General features: G+C 73.4%; 16 protein-coding genes. 9 read left to right on the forward strand and 7 right to left on the reverse strand.

Going from position 1 to position 18154, the window contains the following annotated elements; translation table 11 throughout:
* Window positions 1-49: 49 nt before the first annotated feature.
* The 3 genes from ABT085_RS05770 to ABT085_RS05780 are packed head-to-tail and all read right to left on the reverse strand — an operon-like array spanning window position 50 to window position 3219.
* Complete coding sequence (locus tag ABT085_RS05770) at window positions 50-1723, reverse strand: transporter (protein WP_502982647.1); 1674 nt, start codon at window positions 1721-1723, stop codon at window positions 50-52.
* Window positions 1720-2511, reverse strand: a complete 792-nt coding sequence (locus tag ABT085_RS05775; protein WP_351602525.1) for an ABC transporter ATP-binding protein — start codon at window positions 2509-2511, stop codon at window positions 1720-1722. The genes ABT085_RS05770 and ABT085_RS05775 overlap by 4 nt, the downstream gene beginning before the upstream one ends.
* Before the next feature lie 54 nt (window positions 2512-2565).
* Window positions 2566-3219 (reverse strand): bifunctional DNA primase/polymerase, encoded by a 654-nt coding sequence (locus ABT085_RS05780; RefSeq protein WP_351602527.1) that lies wholly within the window; start codon window positions 3217-3219, stop codon window positions 2566-2568.
* Window positions 3220-3532: 313 nt separating this feature from the next.
* Here ABT085_RS05780 and ABT085_RS05785 point away from each other — a divergent pair, with 313 nt between their 5' ends.
* Both ABT085_RS05785 and ABT085_RS05790 read left to right on the forward strand, forming a co-directional pair.
* Window positions 3533-4918, forward strand: coding sequence for an NsdA family TPR-like regulatory protein (locus ABT085_RS05785; protein WP_351602529.1), 1386 nt, complete (start codon window positions 3533-3535; stop codon window positions 4916-4918).
* A 201-nt stretch (window positions 4919-5119) separates the two neighbouring features.
* Window positions 5120-6676, forward strand: coding sequence for a hypothetical protein (locus ABT085_RS05790; protein WP_351602531.1), 1557 nt, complete (start codon window positions 5120-5122; stop codon window positions 6674-6676).
* Between the two features lie 175 nt (window positions 6677-6851).
* On the opposite strand, the gene ABT085_RS05795 is transcribed toward ABT085_RS05790, so the two are convergent.
* Window positions 6852-8171: an ABC transporter substrate-binding protein gene (locus ABT085_RS05795; protein ID WP_351602532.1), complete on the reverse strand. Its 1320-nt coding sequence runs from the start codon at window positions 8169-8171 to the stop codon at window positions 6852-6854.
* A 117-nt stretch (window positions 8172-8288) separates the two neighbouring features.
* Here ABT085_RS05795 and ABT085_RS05800 point away from each other — a divergent pair, with 117 nt between their 5' ends.
* Entirely contained in the window at window positions 8289-8789 is a 501-nt protein-coding gene (locus tag ABT085_RS05800; RefSeq protein ID WP_351602534.1) for an SCO4402 family protein, read from the forward strand.
* A 47-nt stretch (window positions 8790-8836) separates the two neighbouring features.
* The gene (gene purU / locus ABT085_RS05805) at window positions 8837-9718 is read left to right on the forward strand and encodes a formyltetrahydrofolate deformylase (RefSeq protein WP_351602536.1); all 882 of its coding nucleotides are present in this window, start codon (window positions 8837-8839) and stop codon (window positions 9716-9718) included.
* A 5-nt stretch (window positions 9719-9723) separates the two neighbouring features.
* Here the strand turns inward: purU and ABT085_RS05810 are convergent, their stop codons facing one another.
* Both ABT085_RS05810 and ABT085_RS05815 read right to left on the reverse strand, forming a co-directional pair.
* Window positions 9724-11226 (reverse strand): zf-HC2 domain-containing protein, encoded by a 1503-nt coding sequence (locus ABT085_RS05810; RefSeq protein WP_502982649.1) that lies wholly within the window; start codon window positions 11224-11226, stop codon window positions 9724-9726.
* On the reverse strand, window positions 11223-11807 hold the full coding sequence (locus tag ABT085_RS05815) for a sigma-70 family RNA polymerase sigma factor (protein ID WP_351602538.1): 585 nt from the start codon (window positions 11805-11807) through the stop codon (window positions 11223-11225). The genes ABT085_RS05810 and ABT085_RS05815 overlap by 4 nt, the downstream gene beginning before the upstream one ends.
* Before the next feature lie 339 nt (window positions 11808-12146).
* Between ABT085_RS05815 and ABT085_RS05820 the strand changes: the two genes are divergently transcribed.
* Together ABT085_RS05820 and ABT085_RS05825 are read left to right on the forward strand one after the other, a co-directional pair.
* Complete coding sequence (locus ABT085_RS05820; protein WP_351602540.1) at window positions 12147-12530, forward strand: STAS domain-containing protein; 384 nt, start codon at window positions 12147-12149, stop codon at window positions 12528-12530.
* A 189-nt stretch (window positions 12531-12719) separates the two neighbouring features.
* Window positions 12720-13229, forward strand: coding sequence for an EF-hand domain-containing protein (locus tag ABT085_RS05825; protein ID WP_351602542.1), 510 nt, complete (start codon window positions 12720-12722; stop codon window positions 13227-13229).
* Here ABT085_RS05825 and ABT085_RS05830 read toward each other — a convergent pair.
* Window positions 13208-14722, reverse strand: coding sequence for a class I adenylate-forming enzyme family protein (locus tag ABT085_RS05830; RefSeq protein WP_351602544.1), 1515 nt, complete (start codon window positions 14720-14722; stop codon window positions 13208-13210). The two genes, ABT085_RS05825 and ABT085_RS05830, sit on opposite strands and share 22 nt — an antisense overlap.
* A 133-nt stretch (window positions 14723-14855) precedes the next feature.
* Here ABT085_RS05830 and ABT085_RS05835 point away from each other — a divergent pair, with 133 nt between their 5' ends.
* The 3 genes from ABT085_RS05835 (at window position 14856) to ABT085_RS05845 (ending at window position 17928) form a co-directional block, all read left to right on the forward strand.
* Entirely contained in the window at window positions 14856-16013 is a 1158-nt protein-coding gene (locus ABT085_RS05835) for an acyl-CoA dehydrogenase (protein ID WP_351602546.1), read from the forward strand.
* A gap of 8 nt (window positions 16014-16021) precedes the next feature.
* Window positions 16022-16906: an acyl-CoA dehydrogenase family protein gene (locus ABT085_RS05840; protein WP_351602548.1), complete on the forward strand. Its 885-nt coding sequence runs from the start codon at window positions 16022-16024 to the stop codon at window positions 16904-16906.
* Window positions 16907-17436: 530 nt separating this feature from the next.
* Window positions 17437-17928 (forward strand): ATP-binding protein, encoded by a 492-nt coding sequence (locus ABT085_RS05845; RefSeq protein WP_351602550.1) that lies wholly within the window; start codon window positions 17437-17439, stop codon window positions 17926-17928.
* Window positions 17929-18154: the final 226 nt, after the last annotated feature.

The raw sequence follows: 18154 nt of genomic DNA on the forward strand, positions 1-18154 counted from the left end.
GCCGTCGGCCGGCCCGCGGGCGGCCGTCGCCGGCGCGGGCCGCCCGCCTTTAGCCCTTGCTGACCGCCGCCAGGATCTCCGGCAGCCGTGCGGCGGTGCGCGGGGCCGCCAGGCGCAGCCCGAGCGCGGTGAGCGCCGTCCCGTACCCCGCGCCCACCGGCAGCAGCAGCCAGGTCCACGCGTCGCCGCCCGCGCTGACGTTCAGCCAGATCGCCAGCGCGAGGACCGGGGCGCACAGCAGCGCGGCGGCGACCATGCCGCCGAGGATCGAGATCAGGGCGAGACCGCTCTGCCCCGGCGCCACGTTCTTGTAGCCCTCCTGCGGGATGGAGTACGGGAAGCGGGCCGAGGTCCAGGCGCCGGTCGCCAGCATCGCCCCCAGCAGCGCCAGGGACAGCCCCAGCACCTCCGGCAGCCGCCGCCAGTCGCCGAGCACCGCGGTCGTCAGCACGGTCACGAGGGTGGCGTACGGGAGGGTGATCAGCAGCAGCGCCAGCGCCCGGGCCCGCAGCTCGGCGTACGCGTCACGCGGGGTGGAGATGGTCAGCGCGACCATCCAGAACGCGGAGGTGTCCTGGCCGAACTGGTTGTACATCTGGATGCCGAGCATCCCCGCGGCGAAGCAGGCGAAGTAGATCGAGCCGGTGCCCTGCAACGCGTTGAACACCGGCACGATCAGGCCGATGGCCAGCGACGTCACCCAGGCCGCCTTGGTCTTGGGGTCGCGCCAGATGTAGCGCAGGCTGCGCTCCATGACGGTGCCGGTGCGGCCGGCCGGGAGCAGCCGGGCCGGACCCCACGACGTACCGCGCTCGCGGCCCTCGGACTCGGTCCGCTGCACCGTCGAGCCGTCGGGGGCGGTCATCAGCCGGGTCAGACTGCGCGCCCACGCCGCCACCAGCAGCACCAGCGCGCCCACGGTCAGCGCGAGCTGGGCGGCCGCGGTGCCGTACGCCCCCCGGCTCACCGAGTCCACCGCCCCTACCGCCGACGCGGGCGGCACCCAGCGCACCACCGCGTACACCGGGTCGAGCGGTGCCAGACCCGACACGCCCAGCCGCTGCGCGCCGAAGTTGACCACCTGCGCGCCGATCGCGATGACCAGGCCGCTCAGCACCGCGAGGTCGCGTCCCCGGCGGCTGGTCAGCAGCCGGATGTTGGCGATCGCGACGGCCCGTGCGAGGGCCACGCAGACCAGCAGGGCCAGGGCGACGGCCACGGCCGCGACGACCCCCGCCGCCGTCCCGTGCGCCACACAGACCGCGCTGCCGGCCAGCAGCATGAGGGTGACCAGCGGGCCGACGCCGACCAGGGAGGCCGCCAGCAGCGCCCGTACCAGCGGCCGGGGCCGCAGCGGCAGCATCACCAGCCGGGTCGGGTCCAGGGTCTCGTCGCCGCTGGGGAAGAACAGCGGCATCACCGCCCAGCCCAGCGCCAGCACCGCCGTCAGCAGCCCGACCAGGGACGCGGCGTGCGCGTGGCCGCGCAGCGCGATCAGCCCGAGCAGTTGCAGCGCGGCGAAGAGCAGCGCGGCGACGGCGGAGACGACGAAGGCCGCCCGCCGCCCGCCGGACTGCCGCAGACCGTTGCGCAGCAGGGACAGCTTCAGCCGGACGACGGTCGCCGTGAGGCCGGCGGGACGGGGTGCGCCGGGACCGGCGGGAACCGGCACGGGACGGAGGTCCGCGGGGCCGGCGGGACGGGGGTCGGCAGGATGCGTCATCGGGATCCGCCGCCCAGCCAGTCGAGTTCGGAGCCGGTGTCGCGGCTGTTGGCGCCGACGAGTTCGAGGAACGCCTGCTGGAGCGTGGGCGCCTCGCCGCGCACCTCGTCGAGGGTGCCCTGGGCGCGGATGCGGCCCGCGGCCAGCACGGCGACCCAGTCGCACAGCGACTCGACCAGCTCCATCACATGGGAGGAGAACACGACCGTGGCGCCCGAGGCCGTGTACCGCTCCAGGACGCCCCGGATGGTCTGCGCGGACACCGGGTCGACGCCCTCGAACGGCTCGTCGAGGAAGAGGACTTCGGGGTTGTGCAGCAGCGCGGTCGCCAGCCCGATCTTCTTGCGCATGCCGGTCGAGTAGTCGACGACCAGCTTGTGCTGCGCGCCGGCCAGGTCGAGGACGTCGAGGAGCTGGGCGGCGCGCTTGTCGACCTCGGCGCCGGGCAGTCCGCGCAACCGGCCGGAGTAGCCGAGCAGTTCACGTCCCGAGAGCCGGTCGAAGAGCCTGAGTCCCTCCGGCAGCACGCCGATCCGGGCCTTCACCGCGACCGGGTCCCGCCACACGTCGTGCCCGACCACCTCGACGCGGCCCTGGTCGGGCCGGAGCAGGCCGGTCACCATGGACAGGGTGGTGGTCTTCCCGGCCCCGTTCGGCCCCACCAGCCCGATGAACCTGCCCGCGGGCAGTTCCAGGTCGATCCCGGCGACCGCGACCTGCTGCCCGAACCGCTTCCAGAGCCCCTGCACGCGTACGGCGGCTGCGCCCACCCCTGCTCCCTGCGTCATGGATTCACCCTACGACCGGACGGAGCGCGTCGGCGGAGCGGTACGGCGCTCGCCCTACCGGTCCCGGCCGCACGCGTAGGCCAGCGGGGAGATCAGCTCCTCCGCGTCCGGCAGCCACCGGTTGGCCGGGGTGGGCCGGCACGCCCACTGCACGGCCCCCCGCGAACCGAACCGGGTGGGCGGCCCGGCCACGTACGCCCCCTCGCCGAGCGCGACCAGGTCCAGCGAGGCCGGGGACCACCCCAGCCGGCGCACCAGCTCGGGCACCTTCGCGCACGCCCCGGGCAGCACGAAGAAGTACATCCGCCGGTCGGGCGCCGACGTCACGGGACCGAGCGGGAGCCGCATCCGCTCCATCCGGGCCAGCGCCAGGAAGCCGGCCGTCTCCGGCACCGAGATCGCGTCGAACGTACGGCCCGTCGGCAGCAGGATCGACGCCGTCGGCTGCCACTGCCACATCCGGCGCACCACGGTCGCGCTGCCGGTCGCCTGCGTCGCCCAGTCCTCGCGCGCGGGATGCGCGCCCGGCGCGCCGCACCCGGTCCGGCCGCAGGAGCAGCGCTCCACTCCCGCGACGGCTTCCAGCCAGGTGCCGGGGACCACGTCCCAGTGGCGTTCCTCGGCGTAGCGAACGGCGGTCTCCAGCAGTGATTCCCCGCGCTGCTGCGGCATCTGGGCGGCTTCGGCGGCCGGGATCGTCTCTTCCACGCCCACTCAACTCCCCGACCCACCCGGGGTTACGGTCCCGGCGCGCGCGGGGGAGGAGCACTGCTTTCGTGTCCGGGGCGCATGGGTGCACGTGCGGGGGCGCGCGGGAGGATCCACGGCGGAAGTGGGTAGCCACGAGTGGGGTCGGCTCCACTTTTACCCCGGCAATCCTCGCATGTCTGGCATTTTCGCTATGTCCGTTGGGCATTGATCTTCGAGGCCGGATCGACTCGGCGGAACCGACCGGGTCCGGCCAGCGAAGACACGTCAACTCGGTGCGTGGGCAGGCACCGCAGCCACAGGGGGTTCAGCCATGGCCGCAAGGCCTCTCGTCGCCCGGCAGCCGAACGAACGGTTGCAGGCGCTCATCCAGGAAGCGGGTTGCTCGAACGCCGGGCTGGCCCGCCGGGTCAACATGTGCGGCGCCGAACACGGCCTCGACCTGCGCTACGACAAGACGTCCGTGGCCCGTTGGCTGCGTGGGCAGCAGCCGCGGGGGCGGGCCCCGGCGATCATCGCCGAGGCGCTCGGCCGCAAGCTGGGCCGTACGGTCACGATCGACGAGATCGGCATGGCCAACGGCAAGAACCTCGCGTCGGGTGTCGGTCTCCAGTTCTCGCCGACGGTACTGGGGGCCATCGAGCAGGTCTGCGAGCTGTGGCGCAGCGACGTCGGACGCCGGGACTTCCTGTCCGGGTCCTCCGTCGCCGCGTCCGCGCTGGTCGAGCCGAGCCGCGACTGGCTGATCTCCGTGCCGGACTCGCAGGTGGCGCGGGCCGCGGGCCCGCGCGTGGGTCAGTCCGACGTGACGGCCGTACGGGCCATGACCCAGGCGCTGGTCGACCTGGACCACCAGTACGGCAGCGGGCATGTGCGCCCGGTCGTCGTGCACTACCTCAACAGCGTGGTCTCCGGGCTGCTGGCCGGCTCCTACCGGGAGGCGGTGGGCCGCGAGCTGTTCGCCGCGGTGGCGCGGCTGACCGAACTCGCCGGCTACATGGCCGTGGACACCGGGCAGCCGGGTCTCGCGCAGCGCTACTACATCCAGTCGCTGCGGCTGGCGCAGGCGGCGGGCGACCGCGGGTACGGCGGCTATGTGCTCGCCGCGTCCATGAGCCATCTCGCCGCGCAGCTCGGAAACCCGCGGGAGATCGCGCAGTTGGCGCGGGCGGCCCAGGAGGGGGCCCGGGGCCGGGTGACCCCGCGGGCGGAGGCCATGTTCTGCGCGGCGGAGGCCCGCGGGCACGCGCTGCTCGGCGACGCGCGGGCGGCCCAGATCGCCTCGGGGCGCGCGGTGTCGGCGATGGAACAGGCGGACGCGGCCGCGGGCGACGACCCGGCGTGGATCGCGCACTTCGACGAGGCCTATCTGGCCGACGAGTTGGCGCACTGCCACCGCGACCTGGGACAGGCCGAGGCGGCGGCGCGGTGTGCGCAGGAGTCCCTGGCCGGGCACCCCGAGTCGCGGGCGCGCCGGCGGGCCATCGGCTATGTCCTGCTGGCCACCGCCCAGGTGCAGCAGCGCGAGATCGAGGAGGCCTGCAACACGGGCCTGAAGGCGGTGGAGTTGCTGGAGACGCTGCGTTCCAACCGGGGCGCCGAGTATCTGGAGGACTTCCAGCAGCGGCTGGATCCGTACCGTGACGAGCCGGTGGTGCGGGAGTTCGGGGCGCGGCTGGAGCTGCCGGCGGCCGCGTGAACACGGGGGGCGCCGCTGCGTGAATCTGCGGGAAACGGCCCGCCGGTGCGCGGGAGCCGGCATGAACAGCGCACGGCGCCCCGGATCTGTTACTGAGGTCACAAGGAGGCAGGCCAGGTCCTGAGCTGCGTAGCACCCGGTTCCGGGGACCCGGTAGCGTGGGCCGACGATCCCGAAGGTCCCCCATTCGTAGGAGTCCCGGTGACGCAGAGTGGACAGGGCGAGGAGCCCTCGGCGCGGTCAGCGCGCGAAGGCATCGTGCTGCCCTCCGACGGAGGCGAGCCGGTGCTCCCCGGCAGGACGGCGGCGCCCGCCGGCCCGCCCTACCAGAGCTATCAGGACAGCGCTCAGCAGTACGGCCAGGCGTACGGTCAGGACACCGCAGGCGCGGCACCGGCCGGCGGGCAGGCCTGGGGCGGGGCGTGGGGCCCCGGCCAGCAGCCGGGGGCGGCCCAGCCGCCCGCCGCGGACTGGCCGCCCGCCGCACCCGCCGAGCCGGCCTGGGGCGGGCCGCAGGCAGCGTCCTCCGCGCCGTCCTGGCCGCAGGCCTCCGGCGGCGCGGGCCCGATGCCGCCGGAGAGCCCGCAGCACGCGGCGTACGGCGCGCCGCTGCCGCCCGCCGCCCACGAGGGCGCCACCCAGTTCATTCCGCCGGTCCCGGCGGCGCCCGGCGGGGTCGAGGGGGCCACGCAGTTCCTGCCGCCCGTCGTCACGCCCGCCGTGGACGAGGGAGCGACGCAGTTCATACCGCCGGTGGGGCCCGGGGCCCTGCCGCCCGAGGCGGCGGCCGCCGGGTTCCACCCCGACGCCCAGGCGACGCAGTACATCGCGCCGGTGCCCGCGGACCCGTCCGCCGGACCGTACGGCGGGGGCATGCCGGGTGACGGCGGCGACCGGCAGCCGCCCGCCGAGTTCGACAACCTGTTCCGCAACGACGTCGGCGGTGACGTTCCGGCGGGGTCCACGCAGCAGCTGCCGCGCATCCCGCAGCACGACACCGGACCCGCGGCGCACGGCTACCCCGGGCAGGCCTCGTACGCCCCGCCGGCCGGTCCCGGCGCGGGCCGCCGCGGCGCCCGCGACGACGGCTGGGGTTCCGCCCACCCGGGCGAGGGCGGCGGTGGCCGCAGCCGTTCCAAGGTGCCGTTGATCGCCGGCATCGGCATCGCCATCGCCGTGGTCGGCATCGGCGCGGGCTCGCTGCTCGGCGGCGGGGGCGACGACAAGGGCGAGGCCGGCTCGACCGCCTCCGCCTCGGCGTCCGTGAGCGCGGGCTCGGCTCCCGCGGCCGGTGGCGACGGCGCGAAGGCGCAGGCCGTGGAGCTGGACAAGCTGCTGGCCGACAGCGGCAACAGCCGGGCCGCGGTGATCGCGGCGGTCGCCGGCGTCAGATCCTGCGACAACCTCGGCCAGGCGGCCGCCGACCTGCGGGACGCGGCCAAGCAGCGCAACGAGCTGGTCACGAGGCTGTCCGGGCTGTCCGTCGACAAGCTGCCCGACCACGAGCGGCTGACCGGCGCGCTCACCGAGGCGTGGAAGGCGTCCGCGTCGGCCGACACCCATTACGCGGCCTGGGCGGACCAGACCGCGGGGAACGGGAAGTCCTGCAAGAAGGGCCAGGCCCGCAGGACCGGCGAGTCCCGGGCGGGCGACGCGGCGAGCGGCACTGCCAGCTCGCAGAAGAAGAAGGCCGCGCAGCTGTGGAACACGATCGCGCGGAAGTACGGCCTGACCGAGCGCCAGTCGACCCAGCTGTGAGGATCGCGGGCCGGGATCACCCCTCCCGGCCCTGGTCCGTCGGCTGATCCCAGTGGACCGGGATCCCCGTCCCGGTCCTGGTTCCGTCGGCTGGGCTTCACGGACCGGGATCACCCCTCCCGGTCCTTCCGCCGGCTGGGCCTGACGGGCCGGGATCCCCCTCCCGGCCCTTGCGTCAGCTGAGCTTCGCGTCCTCCAGCGTCCTGGTGACGTCGATGAAGCCCTTCCTGCCCGAGACCAGACGCCCCTTGGTGACGACCTGGACGGTCACGTCGGCGTTGGTCAGGCGGGGGAAGCCGACGGAGGCGAGGCGGTCCTGGAAGCGCCACCGCAGGGTCGGCGTCAGACCGCCCGTACCGATCTCCATCCCGTCGTCCAGCGCGTGCCGCACGGTGTCGGCGGACACCTCGCCGCCGGCCAGCGACTCGACGACCCGCTTGAACACGGTGTACGCGATGTACGTCGTCTGCACGCCGGCGTCCGCGGGGTCGATCCGGTTGTCGGAGAAGGCCTGCTCGCTGATCACCTTCTTCATGTTGTCCCAGCGGTCGTCGTTCGCCGCCGGGTACCAGCCGGTGATGTACGCGCCCTCGTACGGGCCCGAGGCGCCGCCGGACGCGTCGATCACGGTCTGGTCGACGCTGCCGAGCACCGTGGCGGTCCGCACGGCCGGGTAGTCCTCGCGGTCACGCCGGAACGAGTCCATGAAGGTGCTGGTGGCGTCACCGAGCGCGGGCACCACGCACCCCTGGTCGTCCTTCCCGCCGCCGGAGGTGGCGACCGCCCGAAGGGCGTCCTCCGACTGCCTGGAGTACTCGGTGGCGTCGTCCTCGGCCAGCACGTCGACCGTCGGCGCGTGCTTGCCCGCCGTCAGTCCCGAGTTGAGCAGCTCCGGCAGGGCGTCCCCGGCGACACTGTCGGGGCGCACGAGCGCGACGGATCCGCAGTTGGCCGCGAGCTCCTTGCCGAGGCCGGCCAGCAGTACCGCCTGGCCGCCGTTGACCGGGTAGGAGAGCGGGCTGGTGAACTCGGAGTTGGTGATGCCGTAGCCGCCTATGTAGGGGATGCCGGCACCTTCCAGCGGCGGGAAGAACGAGTCCGAGTACTGGCTGTAGGAGCCCAGGACCGCGACGGCGTTCGCCTTGACGGCCTGCCGGGCGCACTTCGCCGCGGTGATCGAGTCGTTCTTCTCGTTGCAGGTGATCACTTTGAGTTTGCGGCCCCCGGCCAGGCCGCCGTGCGCGTTGATGTACCGGGCGTAAGCCGCCGCGAAGGCGGGCATACCGGGTTTGTTGGTGGCGTTGGTGTCCTGGGGGGCCCAGGTCATCACGGTGATCGGGTCGTCTCCCGATGCTCCGTCGGTTCCGGGGATGGCCCCGCAGCCGACGGTGAGGGACGCGCATGCCACCAGTACACCCAGGGTGCGGCGGACAGCTCTGGCGCGCCGGCTGGTGTGGGGAGGGAAGGTGCTGCGCGTGTGTTGCCTGCCAGTCATGAACATGCACGATTCCGCCACATCGCTAACCGTGGAGTGACCTCGGGTCAACGAGCGGTGACGTGAAGGTGAATTACGGGGGGTGTCGAGGGGTCGGAGCGGGAGAACGTACGATCGGTGACCGTGCAAGGTACGGAGAACTCTTCCCGTCGCGGCCGTCGCTCATCCACCATGGGCGACATGCCACTGAACGACATGCCCTGGTGGCGCTGGCGCAGCAACGTGCGTTCCGCGCTGCACATGCTCTCCGATCCGGTGTTCCAGCGGGACGTCTGGCTGGCCGGCCTGGACGGCTACGGCGACGTCACCGACGCCGTGTACCGCCTGGTCGAGGACACCTGGCTGGACAACTGGTCCGCCGAGAAGTACGTCGGCACGATCTTCCGCGACTCCCAGGAGGCGGCGCTCGTCGACACCGCCGTGCTGCGGGTGCTGCGGATCATGCACCAGGTCGGCCCGGACGCGCCCGTCTCCGCCTACGTCGACCACGAGGCGTGGCCGGAGGCGATACGTGCGGCGCGCGACGCCCATGTGCGTCTCGCGGTGAGCGACGGGGACGACCCGGACGCGCCGCCGCGCACCCTCGAAGTGCTTCAGATCATGACGCGGTCCGCGTAGCGGACGGTGCTCGGCCGGTGCGGGGCTGATATGGGACCCTGTGCTGCATGAATGAGCTGTCCACCCGCGCCGCGGCCCCGGCCGACCAGTACGTCCTCATCCTGTCCTGCCCCGACAAGCAGGGCATCGTGCACGCCGTGTCGAGCTACCTCTTCATGACGGGCTGCAACATCGAGGACAGCCAGCAGTTCGGCGACCACGACACGGGTCTGTTCTTCATGCGCGTCCACTTCACGGCGGAGACGCCGGTGACGCTGGACAAGCTGCGGGCCAGCTTCGCGGCGATCGGCGACTCCTTCCGCATGGACTGGCAGATCCACCGGGCCGCGGAGAAGATGCGGGTCGTCCTGATGGTCAGCAGGTTCGGGCACTGCCTGAACGACCTGCTGTTCCGGGCGAGCACGGGCGCACTGCCGGTGGAGATCGCGGCCGTGGTCTCCAACCACACCGACTTCGCCGAGCTCGTCGGCTCGTACCACATCCCCTTCCACCACATCCCGGTGACGAAGGACACCAAGGCCGAGGCGGAGGCCCGGTTCCTGGACCTGGTGCGCGAGGAGAACGCCGAACTCGTCGTCCTCGCCCGCTATATGCAGGTGCTGTCGGACGACCTGTGCAAGCAGCTCAGCGGCCGGATCATCAACATCCACCACTCCTTCCTGCCGAGCTTCAAGGGCGCCAAGCCGTACCACCAGGCGCATGCGCGCGGGGTGAAGCTGATCGGTGCGACGGCGCACTACGTGACCGCCGACCTCGACGAGGGCCCGATCATCGAGCAGGAGGTCGAGCGGGTCGGCCACGACGTCACGCCGGACCAGCTCGTCGCGATCGGCCGCGACGTGGAGTGCCAGGCGCTGGCGCGGGCCGTGAAGTGGCACGCCGAGCGCCGCATCCTGCTCAACGGCCGTCGGACGGTCGTCTTCGCGTAGGACGGTTACATCCGGCTCAGCGAGGCCGCGGCCAGCAGTACGTCCCTGATCGCCTCGCGGTCCCCGACCTGCCCCGCGGCCGCCTCCTCCGGCGGGACGTGTCCGGCCGCGAGCCGGCAGAACTCCACGCCGTCCAGGGCGACATGGGCCACCTCGTGGTCCGGTGAGGTGGTCGCCGCCGGGGAGTCCAGCGGGATCATCCACTCCCCGCCGCCGAGCCCCTCGATCTCCAGCCGCAGGCTGCGTCCCGGTGCGCCGGCCGGGACCAGATGCCGTCCCCGGCCCGGCGCGGCGAGTCCGGCGCGGCGGCGCTCGGCCAGGGCGACCGGCAGCATCCGGGCCGCGAGGTCGATCATGCGGTGCAGATGGCGCGGGGACGGCGGGTCGTAGGGGTAGTCCACCGCCTCCGCGATGTCCTCCGCGTGCACCCAGCACTCGAAGGCGCGGTCCAGCATCGCGTCCCGCAGCGGCAGCGCGATCTCGGCGCCGTCGCTTGTGCTCCCGTAGGACACCGCCAGCTTCCCGGCGCTGCCGCCGGTGAAGGACACCGTCCGGACGATGTCGTGGCTCTGCCCCCGCCAGGGGGTGCGCACGGAGCGGGTGGGCGGGAAGTGGGAGGCCTGCCAGTACGCCTCCGTACGGCTTCCCGGTGACGCGGTCCGGCCGGCCGGGAGGCCGGCCACCGGGTCGTCGAGGCCGAGGGCGGTCGCGACGAGACCGTCGACCGCCAGCAGATGCGCGATGACCCCGGCGACGGTCGTACGGCGGCTCGCCGTGGCGGCCCCGTCGAACCAGCGCAGCCGCACCGGCGCGTGCCACTCGGCGTCCCCGAAGTCCTGGAGCAGCGCGTCGAGGCGGGCGGTCTCGGCGTCGTAGGCGTGGGCCCAGTCGGGCACCGGGATGCGCGGCGGGCGCCGGTCCAGGCAGCCGGCCAGGACGCGGGTGCGCAGCCCCGGGTCCAGGTCCAGCGGCTCGGGCGGGTGCAGCAGGCCGACCGCCTCGCGCAGCCGCCGGGCCTCGTCCGCGCAGGAGCCGCAGTCGCCCAGGTGCTCCTCGACGGCCGCCGTCTCCTCGGCGGAGCAGGCCGCCAGCGCCCAGGCGCCCAGCAGCGACTTCAGGACCGGGTGCTCCAGGGCGAGCGGGGCGGCGCCGGGTGCCGGGCCGGCGGGCTCGGGCAGCGGCAGCCCGGTGTCCTCGACGGAGGTGCGGGGCGGGGGTATGCGTAGCCGGCCTTCGTCCGGACCCCGGCCGTCGTCGGGGCCGCCCGGTCCGTCGGACCCGCGTTCTCCCTGCTCGTTCTGCACCGGTTCGCCCTCTGCGTTCTTTTCGTCCCCTTCCGGCCCTCCGTACGCGTCGTAGGCGTCGTACTCGCCGTGCTCCTCGTACTCCTCGCGCTCCCCGTACTCCTCGCGCTCCCCGTACTCCTCGCGCTCCCCGTGCCCTTCGAGGTCCTCGTGCTTCTCGCTCGCACTCTCGTCGTCCGGGCCGAAGCGGTCCGCCCCGCTCACGCGGCACCTCCGTACTCGGGTGGTGCCCCGGAGGCGCCGGCGTCGTGGGCGGTGGAGAGCAGTTGCAGGCCCAGGCGGAGCCGCCGGCGGGCCTCGTCCTCGGTGACGCCGAGGTCGGCGGCGGTCTGGCGGTAGTCGCGGCGCTGGAAGTAGGCCAGGTCCAGGGCGGCCCGCAGGGGCGCGGGCATGGACTGGACGATGTAGTCGGCACGGGCGGCGACCGAGGCGTGGCGCACCTTGAGCTCCAGCTCCTCGGCGCTCGCCCCGCCGTCGTCGCCGGCGAGCGCCGCGGTCCCGGTGGCGCGCAGCCGCTGCACGGCGAGACGGTGGGTCAGGGCGGCCACCCAGGTGCGCAGGGGTCCCGTCTTCGGGTCGTAGGCGTCCGGGTGCTCCCAGACATGGGCGAAGACCTCGCGGGTGACGCTGTCGGCGGCCCGCTCGTCCTCGAGCACACGATGAGCGAGGCCGTGCACAAGTGAAGCGAACCGGTCGTAGAACTCGCCGAGGGCGGCCGCCTCGCCGCGTGCGAGGCGCTGCTGCATCTTGCGGTCCCAGCGGGGCGGTGCGTCCTTCTTCGCCATCGTGCCCCTCTCGCCGGTTCGTCCCTGAGATCAGCGTGCGCCCACCGTCTCCTCGAATGTAGTCGGCACGTCCGACAACGCACGCCCCTTTGTTGCAATGTGCGCCCCTGGAACGGCCGTGAGTGGTAGCGAACCCGGCGGTTCCCGCGCGGGAGGGCTCCGATCGCTTGGCTACCCCGAATCCGGGCGATCAGACTCGATCGAACAGGATCGAAGACGATTGAAACAAGCCGTCTTTGGTCAGTCTTCGTTTTTTGGTCGGTGTTTCAGGGAACAGCCCGCTGGGCAGCCGCGCTGCAAGGAAGTGATGGGACAGCTTCCGTTTGGCGGACGAAAGGCGTGGTGGTGGCGTTCAAAGTGACCGACGGCACGCAGGGAGACTGGGCCGTGCTCCATGTGTCGGGCGAACTGGATCTGGTGACGTCGCCCACGTTGCGGCAGCGGGTGCACGACGTGGTGGCCGACGGCCGCCACCGACTCGTCCTCGATCTGTCCGGGGTGTACTTCTGCGACTCCAGCGGGGTCGGCGTCCTCATCGCGGCGCGCCGGCTGCTGCGCTCCTGCCAGGGCCGCCTGCGTCTGGTCCTGCCCGCCCAGGGCGCGGTGGAGGGCTCTCACGTCAACCGCGTCTTCGGCGCGCTGGGCGTGCGACGGCTGTTCGACGTCCACCCGGACCTCGACACGGCGGTCGCCGCCGAGGAGTCGCGCCCGCTCTCCGCCTGAGAACCGGCGCACGGCCGCCCGCCCGCGCGGCGGCGGAGGGCTCCGGCCGACGGCCGTACCGTTGTCCCGGAATTTCCCCGGTCTTGGTGCAAGCGTCGTTTTCCCCCTCCCGGACGGCCCCCGGCGTCGTACGCTCCCGGTCAGAGGCACCAGATGCATCCGACGTGAGGTAAGGCGGACCGAGAAGACATGGTCAGCAGCGAGTACGAGCGCAGGATCGCCGCCCGGTTCGTCGTCTTCGACCAGGACGGCAACGGCTACATCGACCGGGAGGACTTCAGTACGGCGGCCAAGGCGCTGCTGGCGGAGTTCGGCACGGCGGCCCGCTCCGACAAGGGGCAGGCCCTGTACGCGGGCGCCGAGGCGTTCTGGCAGGGCATGGCCGGCATCGCGGACCGGGACGGCGACCAGCGCATCACCCGGGAGGAGTTCGTCAACGGCGCGGTCAAGCGGCTGCACGACAACCCCGAGCGGTTCGGCGAGATCGCCCGCCCCTTCCTGCACGCGGCCCTGGGCCTGGCGGCGGCCGCGGACGGCACGGCCGCCGTCGCGGACACCGCGCGGGTGCTGATGATCCTGGGCGTGCCCGAGGACCTCGCGCGCACGACGGCCGCCGCGCTGGACACCGACGGCGACGGCCGGGTCGGCGAGGCGGAGATCGTGCCCGCCTTCGCCCGCTACTTCACCGTCCCCGAATAGCGCTCCCTGAGCCGGTACTTGAGGACCTTGCGCAAGGTCTCGTTGCGCGGCAGGGCGTCGACCACCTCCAGCTGCTCCGGCAGCTTGTGCACCGACAGCCCTTCCGCGCGCAGGTACGACGTCACCGCCTCCAGCGTCAGCCGCGCGGCGCCCGCGGGCTGTTCGACGACCGCGCAGACCCGTTCCCCGCGGTCGGCGTCCGGCAGTCCGACGACCGCGACGTCCCCGACCGCCGGGTGCGCGTGCAGCAGGTCCTCGATCTCCTTGGCGGAGATGTTCTCGCCCTTGCGGATGATGACGTCCTTGAGCCGTCCGGTGAGGACCAGATGGCCGGTGCCGGTGAGATGCCCGAGGTCGCCGGTGCGCAGGAACCCGTCGCCGTCGAAGGCCTCCGCCGTCTGCGCCGGGTCCAGATAGCCCTGGCAGACGGCCTCCCCCTTCAGGCGCACCTCCCCGTCCACGATGCGGATCTCCATGCCCCGCGGGGGCCGGCCCTCCGTCGTGGCCAGGTTCTCGGCCGTGTCGTCCGGCGCCCCCATGGTGATCATCGGCACCTCGGTCATGCCGTAGCCGTGGGTGAGCTGCACCCCCATCTCGCGCACGACGCGGTGGTAGAGCTCGGGCGGTTTGGGCGCCCCGCCGCCCGCCAGCAGCCGCAGGGTCGGGATGACCTTCTCTCCCGGCCGCTTGCGCTGCTCGGCGAGGAACATCGAGTAGAACGCCGTCGACCCGCCCGCCACCGTCACCCCGTGCCTGCGGTACTCCGCCAGCGCGTCCGGCAGCGCGAACTGCTCGAACAGCACGGCCGGGAAGCCGTACAGCATCAGCATCACCGTGTAGTCGGGGCCGGCGATGTGCGCGTAGGGGAAGGCCATCGAGCCCACGTCGTGCTCCGACAGCCGCAGCGCGTGGGCGAGACAGGAGCCGCCCGCGAGCAGTGAGCGGTCAGTGTGCAGCACGCCCTTGGGGTCGGAGGTGGTGCCGGAGGTCCAGTAGATCCAGCGCACCGAGGTCCCCTCGGCGGGCGGCGGGGGCAGCACGGCCGGGTCGCCGTCGGGCAGGCTCTCGTCCCCGTACACCTCGAGGACGCCCTTCGCGCCCAGCCGCCGTGCCATCTCCGTGTGGTCGAAGCCCCGCAGGACGCCCGGTACGGCGAAGAACTCCGCCCGTGACTCACGCAGGGCGAAGCCGACCTCCCGGTCCCGGTAGAACGGGATGACCGGGGTCTGCACGGCACCCAGCCGGGCCAGCGCGAAGGACAGCACGGCGGTCTCGATGCGGGTGGGCAGCTGCCAGGCGACCACCGTGCCGGGGCGCACGCCCCGACCGTGCAGTCCGGCCGCCACCCGCTCGGCCCGCGCCCGCAGCCCGCCGAAGGTCAGGGAGCGCCCGCCCTGGAGGAACACCGGACGGTCGGGGGTGAGGGCGGCGCGGCGGACCACCAGGTCCCACAGGGTGCGGGCGGAGCTCAGCGTGTGTGCGGTGTCGTCCACTTCGGCCCCCACAGATAGCTGACGATGCGTCAGATGCTGGGCAGAGCGTAGGCCCGGCCGCCTTGCCGGTCCAGGGGTGCGCGGCTAGCCTGCTCGGCAGCAGCGATCTGACGGACTATCAGATGGGTGCGTCATGGACCTCTCCCACACGCCCGCCGAGGAGGAGTTCCGCGCGGGGCTGCGGGCCTGGCTCGCGCGGGTGCTGCCCACGCTGCCGGCGAAGCCGTCGCCCGGCGACTGGCCGGCCCGCCGGGCCTACGACCTCGGCTGGCAGCGGATGCTTCACGACGCCGGGTACGCGGGGCTGGACTGGCCCGTCGACGCGGGCGGCCGGGGCGCCACCCCCACCCAGCAGCTGATCTTCCTGGAGGAGACCGAGCGGGCCGGCGCACCCTACGTGGGCGCCAACTTCGTCGGACTGCTGCACGCGGGGCCGACCGTCGCCGCCGAGGGCACGGCCGCGCAGCGGGCCCGCTGGCTGCCGCCGGTCCTGCGCGGCGAGGAGGTCTGGTGCCAGGGCTTCAGCGAGCCGGGCGCCGGGTCCGACCTGGCCGCGCTGCGCACCCGCGCCCGCCGCGACGGCGACCACTATGTGGTGAGCGGGTCCAAGATCTGGACCTCGCACGCCGAAGTCGCCGACTGGTGCGAGCTGTTGGTGCGCACCGACCCCGCGGCGCCCCGGCACCGGGGCATCACCTGGCTGGCCATGCCGATGGACGCCCCGGGCGTCACCGTACGGCCGCTGCGCACGCTCGCCGGGTCCGCCGAGTTCGCCGAGGTGTTCCTCGACGAGGTGCGGGTGCCGGTCGCCAACCGGGTCGGGGCGGAGAACGACGGCTGGCGGGTGACCATGGTGACCCTGTCCTTCGAGCGCGGTACGGCGTTCGTGGGCGAGGTGGTGGCCTGCCGCCGGGTGCTGGACGAACTCGCCCGCACGGCCCGGGCCGACGGCCGCTGGGACGACCCCGGGCTGCGGCGCAGGCTGGGCCTGCTCAACGCCGAGTTCCGCGCGCTGTGGCGGCTGACGCAGTGGAACGTGAGCGAGGCGGAGGCGGCGGGCGGCGCGGTGCCCGGCGTGGCGGGCTCGGTCTTCAAGCTGAGGTACTCGCACGCGCGCCAGGAGCTCTACGACACCGCGGCCGACGTGCTGGGCGCCGGCTCGCTCGACCTCGACCGGCCCTGGGTGCTCGACCGGCTGTCCTCGCTGGCCTACACGATCGCGGCCGGCACCTCGCAGATCCAGCGCAACATCGTGGCCGAGCGGATCCTCGGACTGCCGAAGGGACGGTGACACGGACCGTGCGATTCCGACTCACCCGGGACCAGGAGGCGTTGCGGGCCGGTGTGCGGGAGCTGCTGGCCCGGCGCTTCGCGGCCGAGGCGCTGCGCGCCGCCGTCGGACGGCCCGGCCTGGACCGGCGGCTGTGGCGGGAGTTGGGGGCGGCCGGGTTCTTCGCGCTGCGGGTGCCGGAGGCGGACGGCGGGGTCGGACTGGGACTGCCCGAGGCGGTGTTGGCGTTCGAGCAGGCGGGGCGGTTCCTGCTGCCGGGCCCCCTGGTGGCCACCCATCTCGCGGCGGGCTCGGTGCCCGGGGCGGCCGAAGGGCAGGCCGTGGTGGCGGCCGTCGACGGCGAGCTCGTGGAGTGGCTGGCGGAGGCGGACGTGGTGCGCGGCGACGTCTCGAAGGCCGTCGCGCTGACCTCCGTGGACCCGCTGACGCCGCTGCACCGGGTGCCCGCGCCGGACGGCCCGCCGGCCGCCCCGGACCCCGTCGCGGTGCTGCTGACGGCCGCCGAACAGCTCGGCACGGCCGCGCGGGTGTGCGAGCTGGCGGTGGAACACGCCCGGACGCGTGAGCAGTTCGGGCAGCCGATCGGGGCCTTCCAGGCCGTCAAACACCTGTGCGCGCAGATCCTGGAGCGGACGGAGCCGGCCCGCGCGGCGGTCTACGCGGCCGCCGTCACCGCCGACCCCGTCGACATCGCCGCGGCCAGGCTGCTGGCCGACGAGGCGGCCGTGCGCGGCGCCCGTGACTGTCTCCAGGTGCACGGCGGAATGGGCTTCACCTGGGAGTCCGAGGTGCATCTGCATCTGAAGCGGGCGTGGGTGCGGGCGCGGCGGCCGGGCGGCGGCGGCCAGGCCGCCGAACTGCTCGCCGCCGACCTGGCCGCCGACCCGGCATAAGAGCTCCGGGGGCCGCCCGCCGGCGGGCGCGCCGCGCCCGAGTGCCGCGGATCGTGGCATCCGGGAACTACGGAGCGTCGATATCGGGTTGTGCCGCGGGGCGGGCTCGTCACGGCCCGGAGTCGGCACCGTGCTCCGGTACCTTGTGTGGGATGCGAGTGGTTCCGGGTACGAGCCATGCGGGTGTCGCCCCAGAGGCGGCCCCGGATCCGGCGGTGCGCATCGCCGCCCGCAAGGCAGAAAGGGCTTGCTCCGAGCGGCGCTTCCCTGCCTGTTCGACTTGCGTCGGCATCGGTCGCACAGTATGCCGGACAGGTACTCCTTGGCGCTGGAATATGCCCGAAGCGCTTGTTGGCGTGACTGTACGTCAACCAAGCTGTCCTACAAGGGATTCACGATCAGTGATCCTGGCTGCGGCCATTGTCCTGGCCATGCTGAAAATGGCTACGATCGTGGCCCTCGTCATGGCCCTCGTCGTGGCGCTCGCGTGGCGCGAGGCCATGTGTACGCCGGTTCGGATGGTGTGAGCGGTGCAGGTGCTACAAGTGCAGCTGGAGATCCGGCCCGACCCCGCCGAGGTCGGGCGCGCCCGCAGGTGGGCCCGCTCGCGGCTCGCCGGGTCCGGGATAGAGGCCGACGAACCGCTCGCCGAGACCCTCGTGCTCCTCGTCTCCGAGCTGGTCACCAATGCCGTGGTGCACACCGGCCGGCCGGCCGTGCTGCGCCTGTCGCTGGCCGCCGTGGCGGCCGAGGTCGCCACCGTCCGGCTGGAGGTGGCCGACGCCTGCGACCGGGCGCCGGTGCCCCGCTGCGTCGACGGCGACGCGACCGGCGGCCGTGGTCTGGCCCTGGTGGACGGCCTCGCCGACCGCTGGGGCTGGAGCCCCGAGGGTGCGGGCAAGCGCATCTGGTGCGAGGTGGACCGGCCCGAGGAGTCCGAGGGCCCCGGGGCGGCCTGCCGCGAGGTGGCGGCGTGCGAGGGATACGAGGGACTCGTGTACGGGGCCTACGAAGCCGTGTGACCCGTGGCCGTGGCGGTGACCGCGCCCGGCACGGGCGCGCAGGGCGGGCGCACGGCCGGCGGAATCCCGTCGCCACTGGTGCCCGGGTGTGTGAGGTGCCGTCGTCCGGTGAGGGCCGGGACGGCGTGCGCCCGGATATGCTTCCGTGCGCGCCCAGGGCGAAGCGGGGCGTAAGCGATAAATCCCCGATCGGGTGTTGACGCGGCGTGTCCGTTTGATCACGCTT

This window comes from Streptomyces sp. NPDC002265 (genome assembly GCF_040296125.1).
Classification (GTDB): Bacteria; Actinomycetota; Actinomycetes; order Streptomycetales; family Streptomycetaceae; genus Streptomyces.

Excerpts from the sequence above, each read along its gene's own strand:
- ABT085_RS05785 (WP_351602529.1), top strand. The coding sequence starts at position 3,533 with ATGGCCGCAAGGCCTCTCGTCGCCCGGCAGCCGAACGAACGGTTGCAG.
- ABT085_RS05835 (WP_351602546.1), top strand. The coding sequence starts at position 14,856 with ATGGACCTCTCCCACACGCCCGCCGAGGAGGAGTTCCGCGCGGGGCTG.
- ABT085_RS05775 (WP_351602525.1), bottom strand. The coding sequence starts at position 2,511 with ATGACGCAGGGAGCAGGGGTGGGCGCAGCCGCCGTACGCGTGCAGGGG.
- purU (WP_351602536.1), top strand. The coding sequence starts at position 8,837 with ATGAATGAGCTGTCCACCCGCGCCGCGGCCCCGGCCGACCAGTACGTC.
- ABT085_RS05795 (WP_351602532.1), bottom strand. The coding sequence starts at position 8,171 with ATGACTGGCAGGCAACACACGCGCAGCACCTTCCCTCCCCACACCAGC.
- ABT085_RS05770 (WP_502982647.1), bottom strand. The coding sequence starts at position 1,723 with ATGACGCATCCTGCCGACCCCCGTCCCGCCGGCCCCGCGGACCTCCGT.
- ABT085_RS05825 (WP_351602542.1), top strand. The coding sequence starts at position 12,720 with ATGGTCAGCAGCGAGTACGAGCGCAGGATCGCCGCCCGGTTCGTCGTC.
- ABT085_RS05815 (WP_351602538.1), bottom strand. The coding sequence starts at position 11,807 with ATGGCGAAGAAGGACGCACCGCCCCGCTGGGACCGCAAGATGCAGCAG.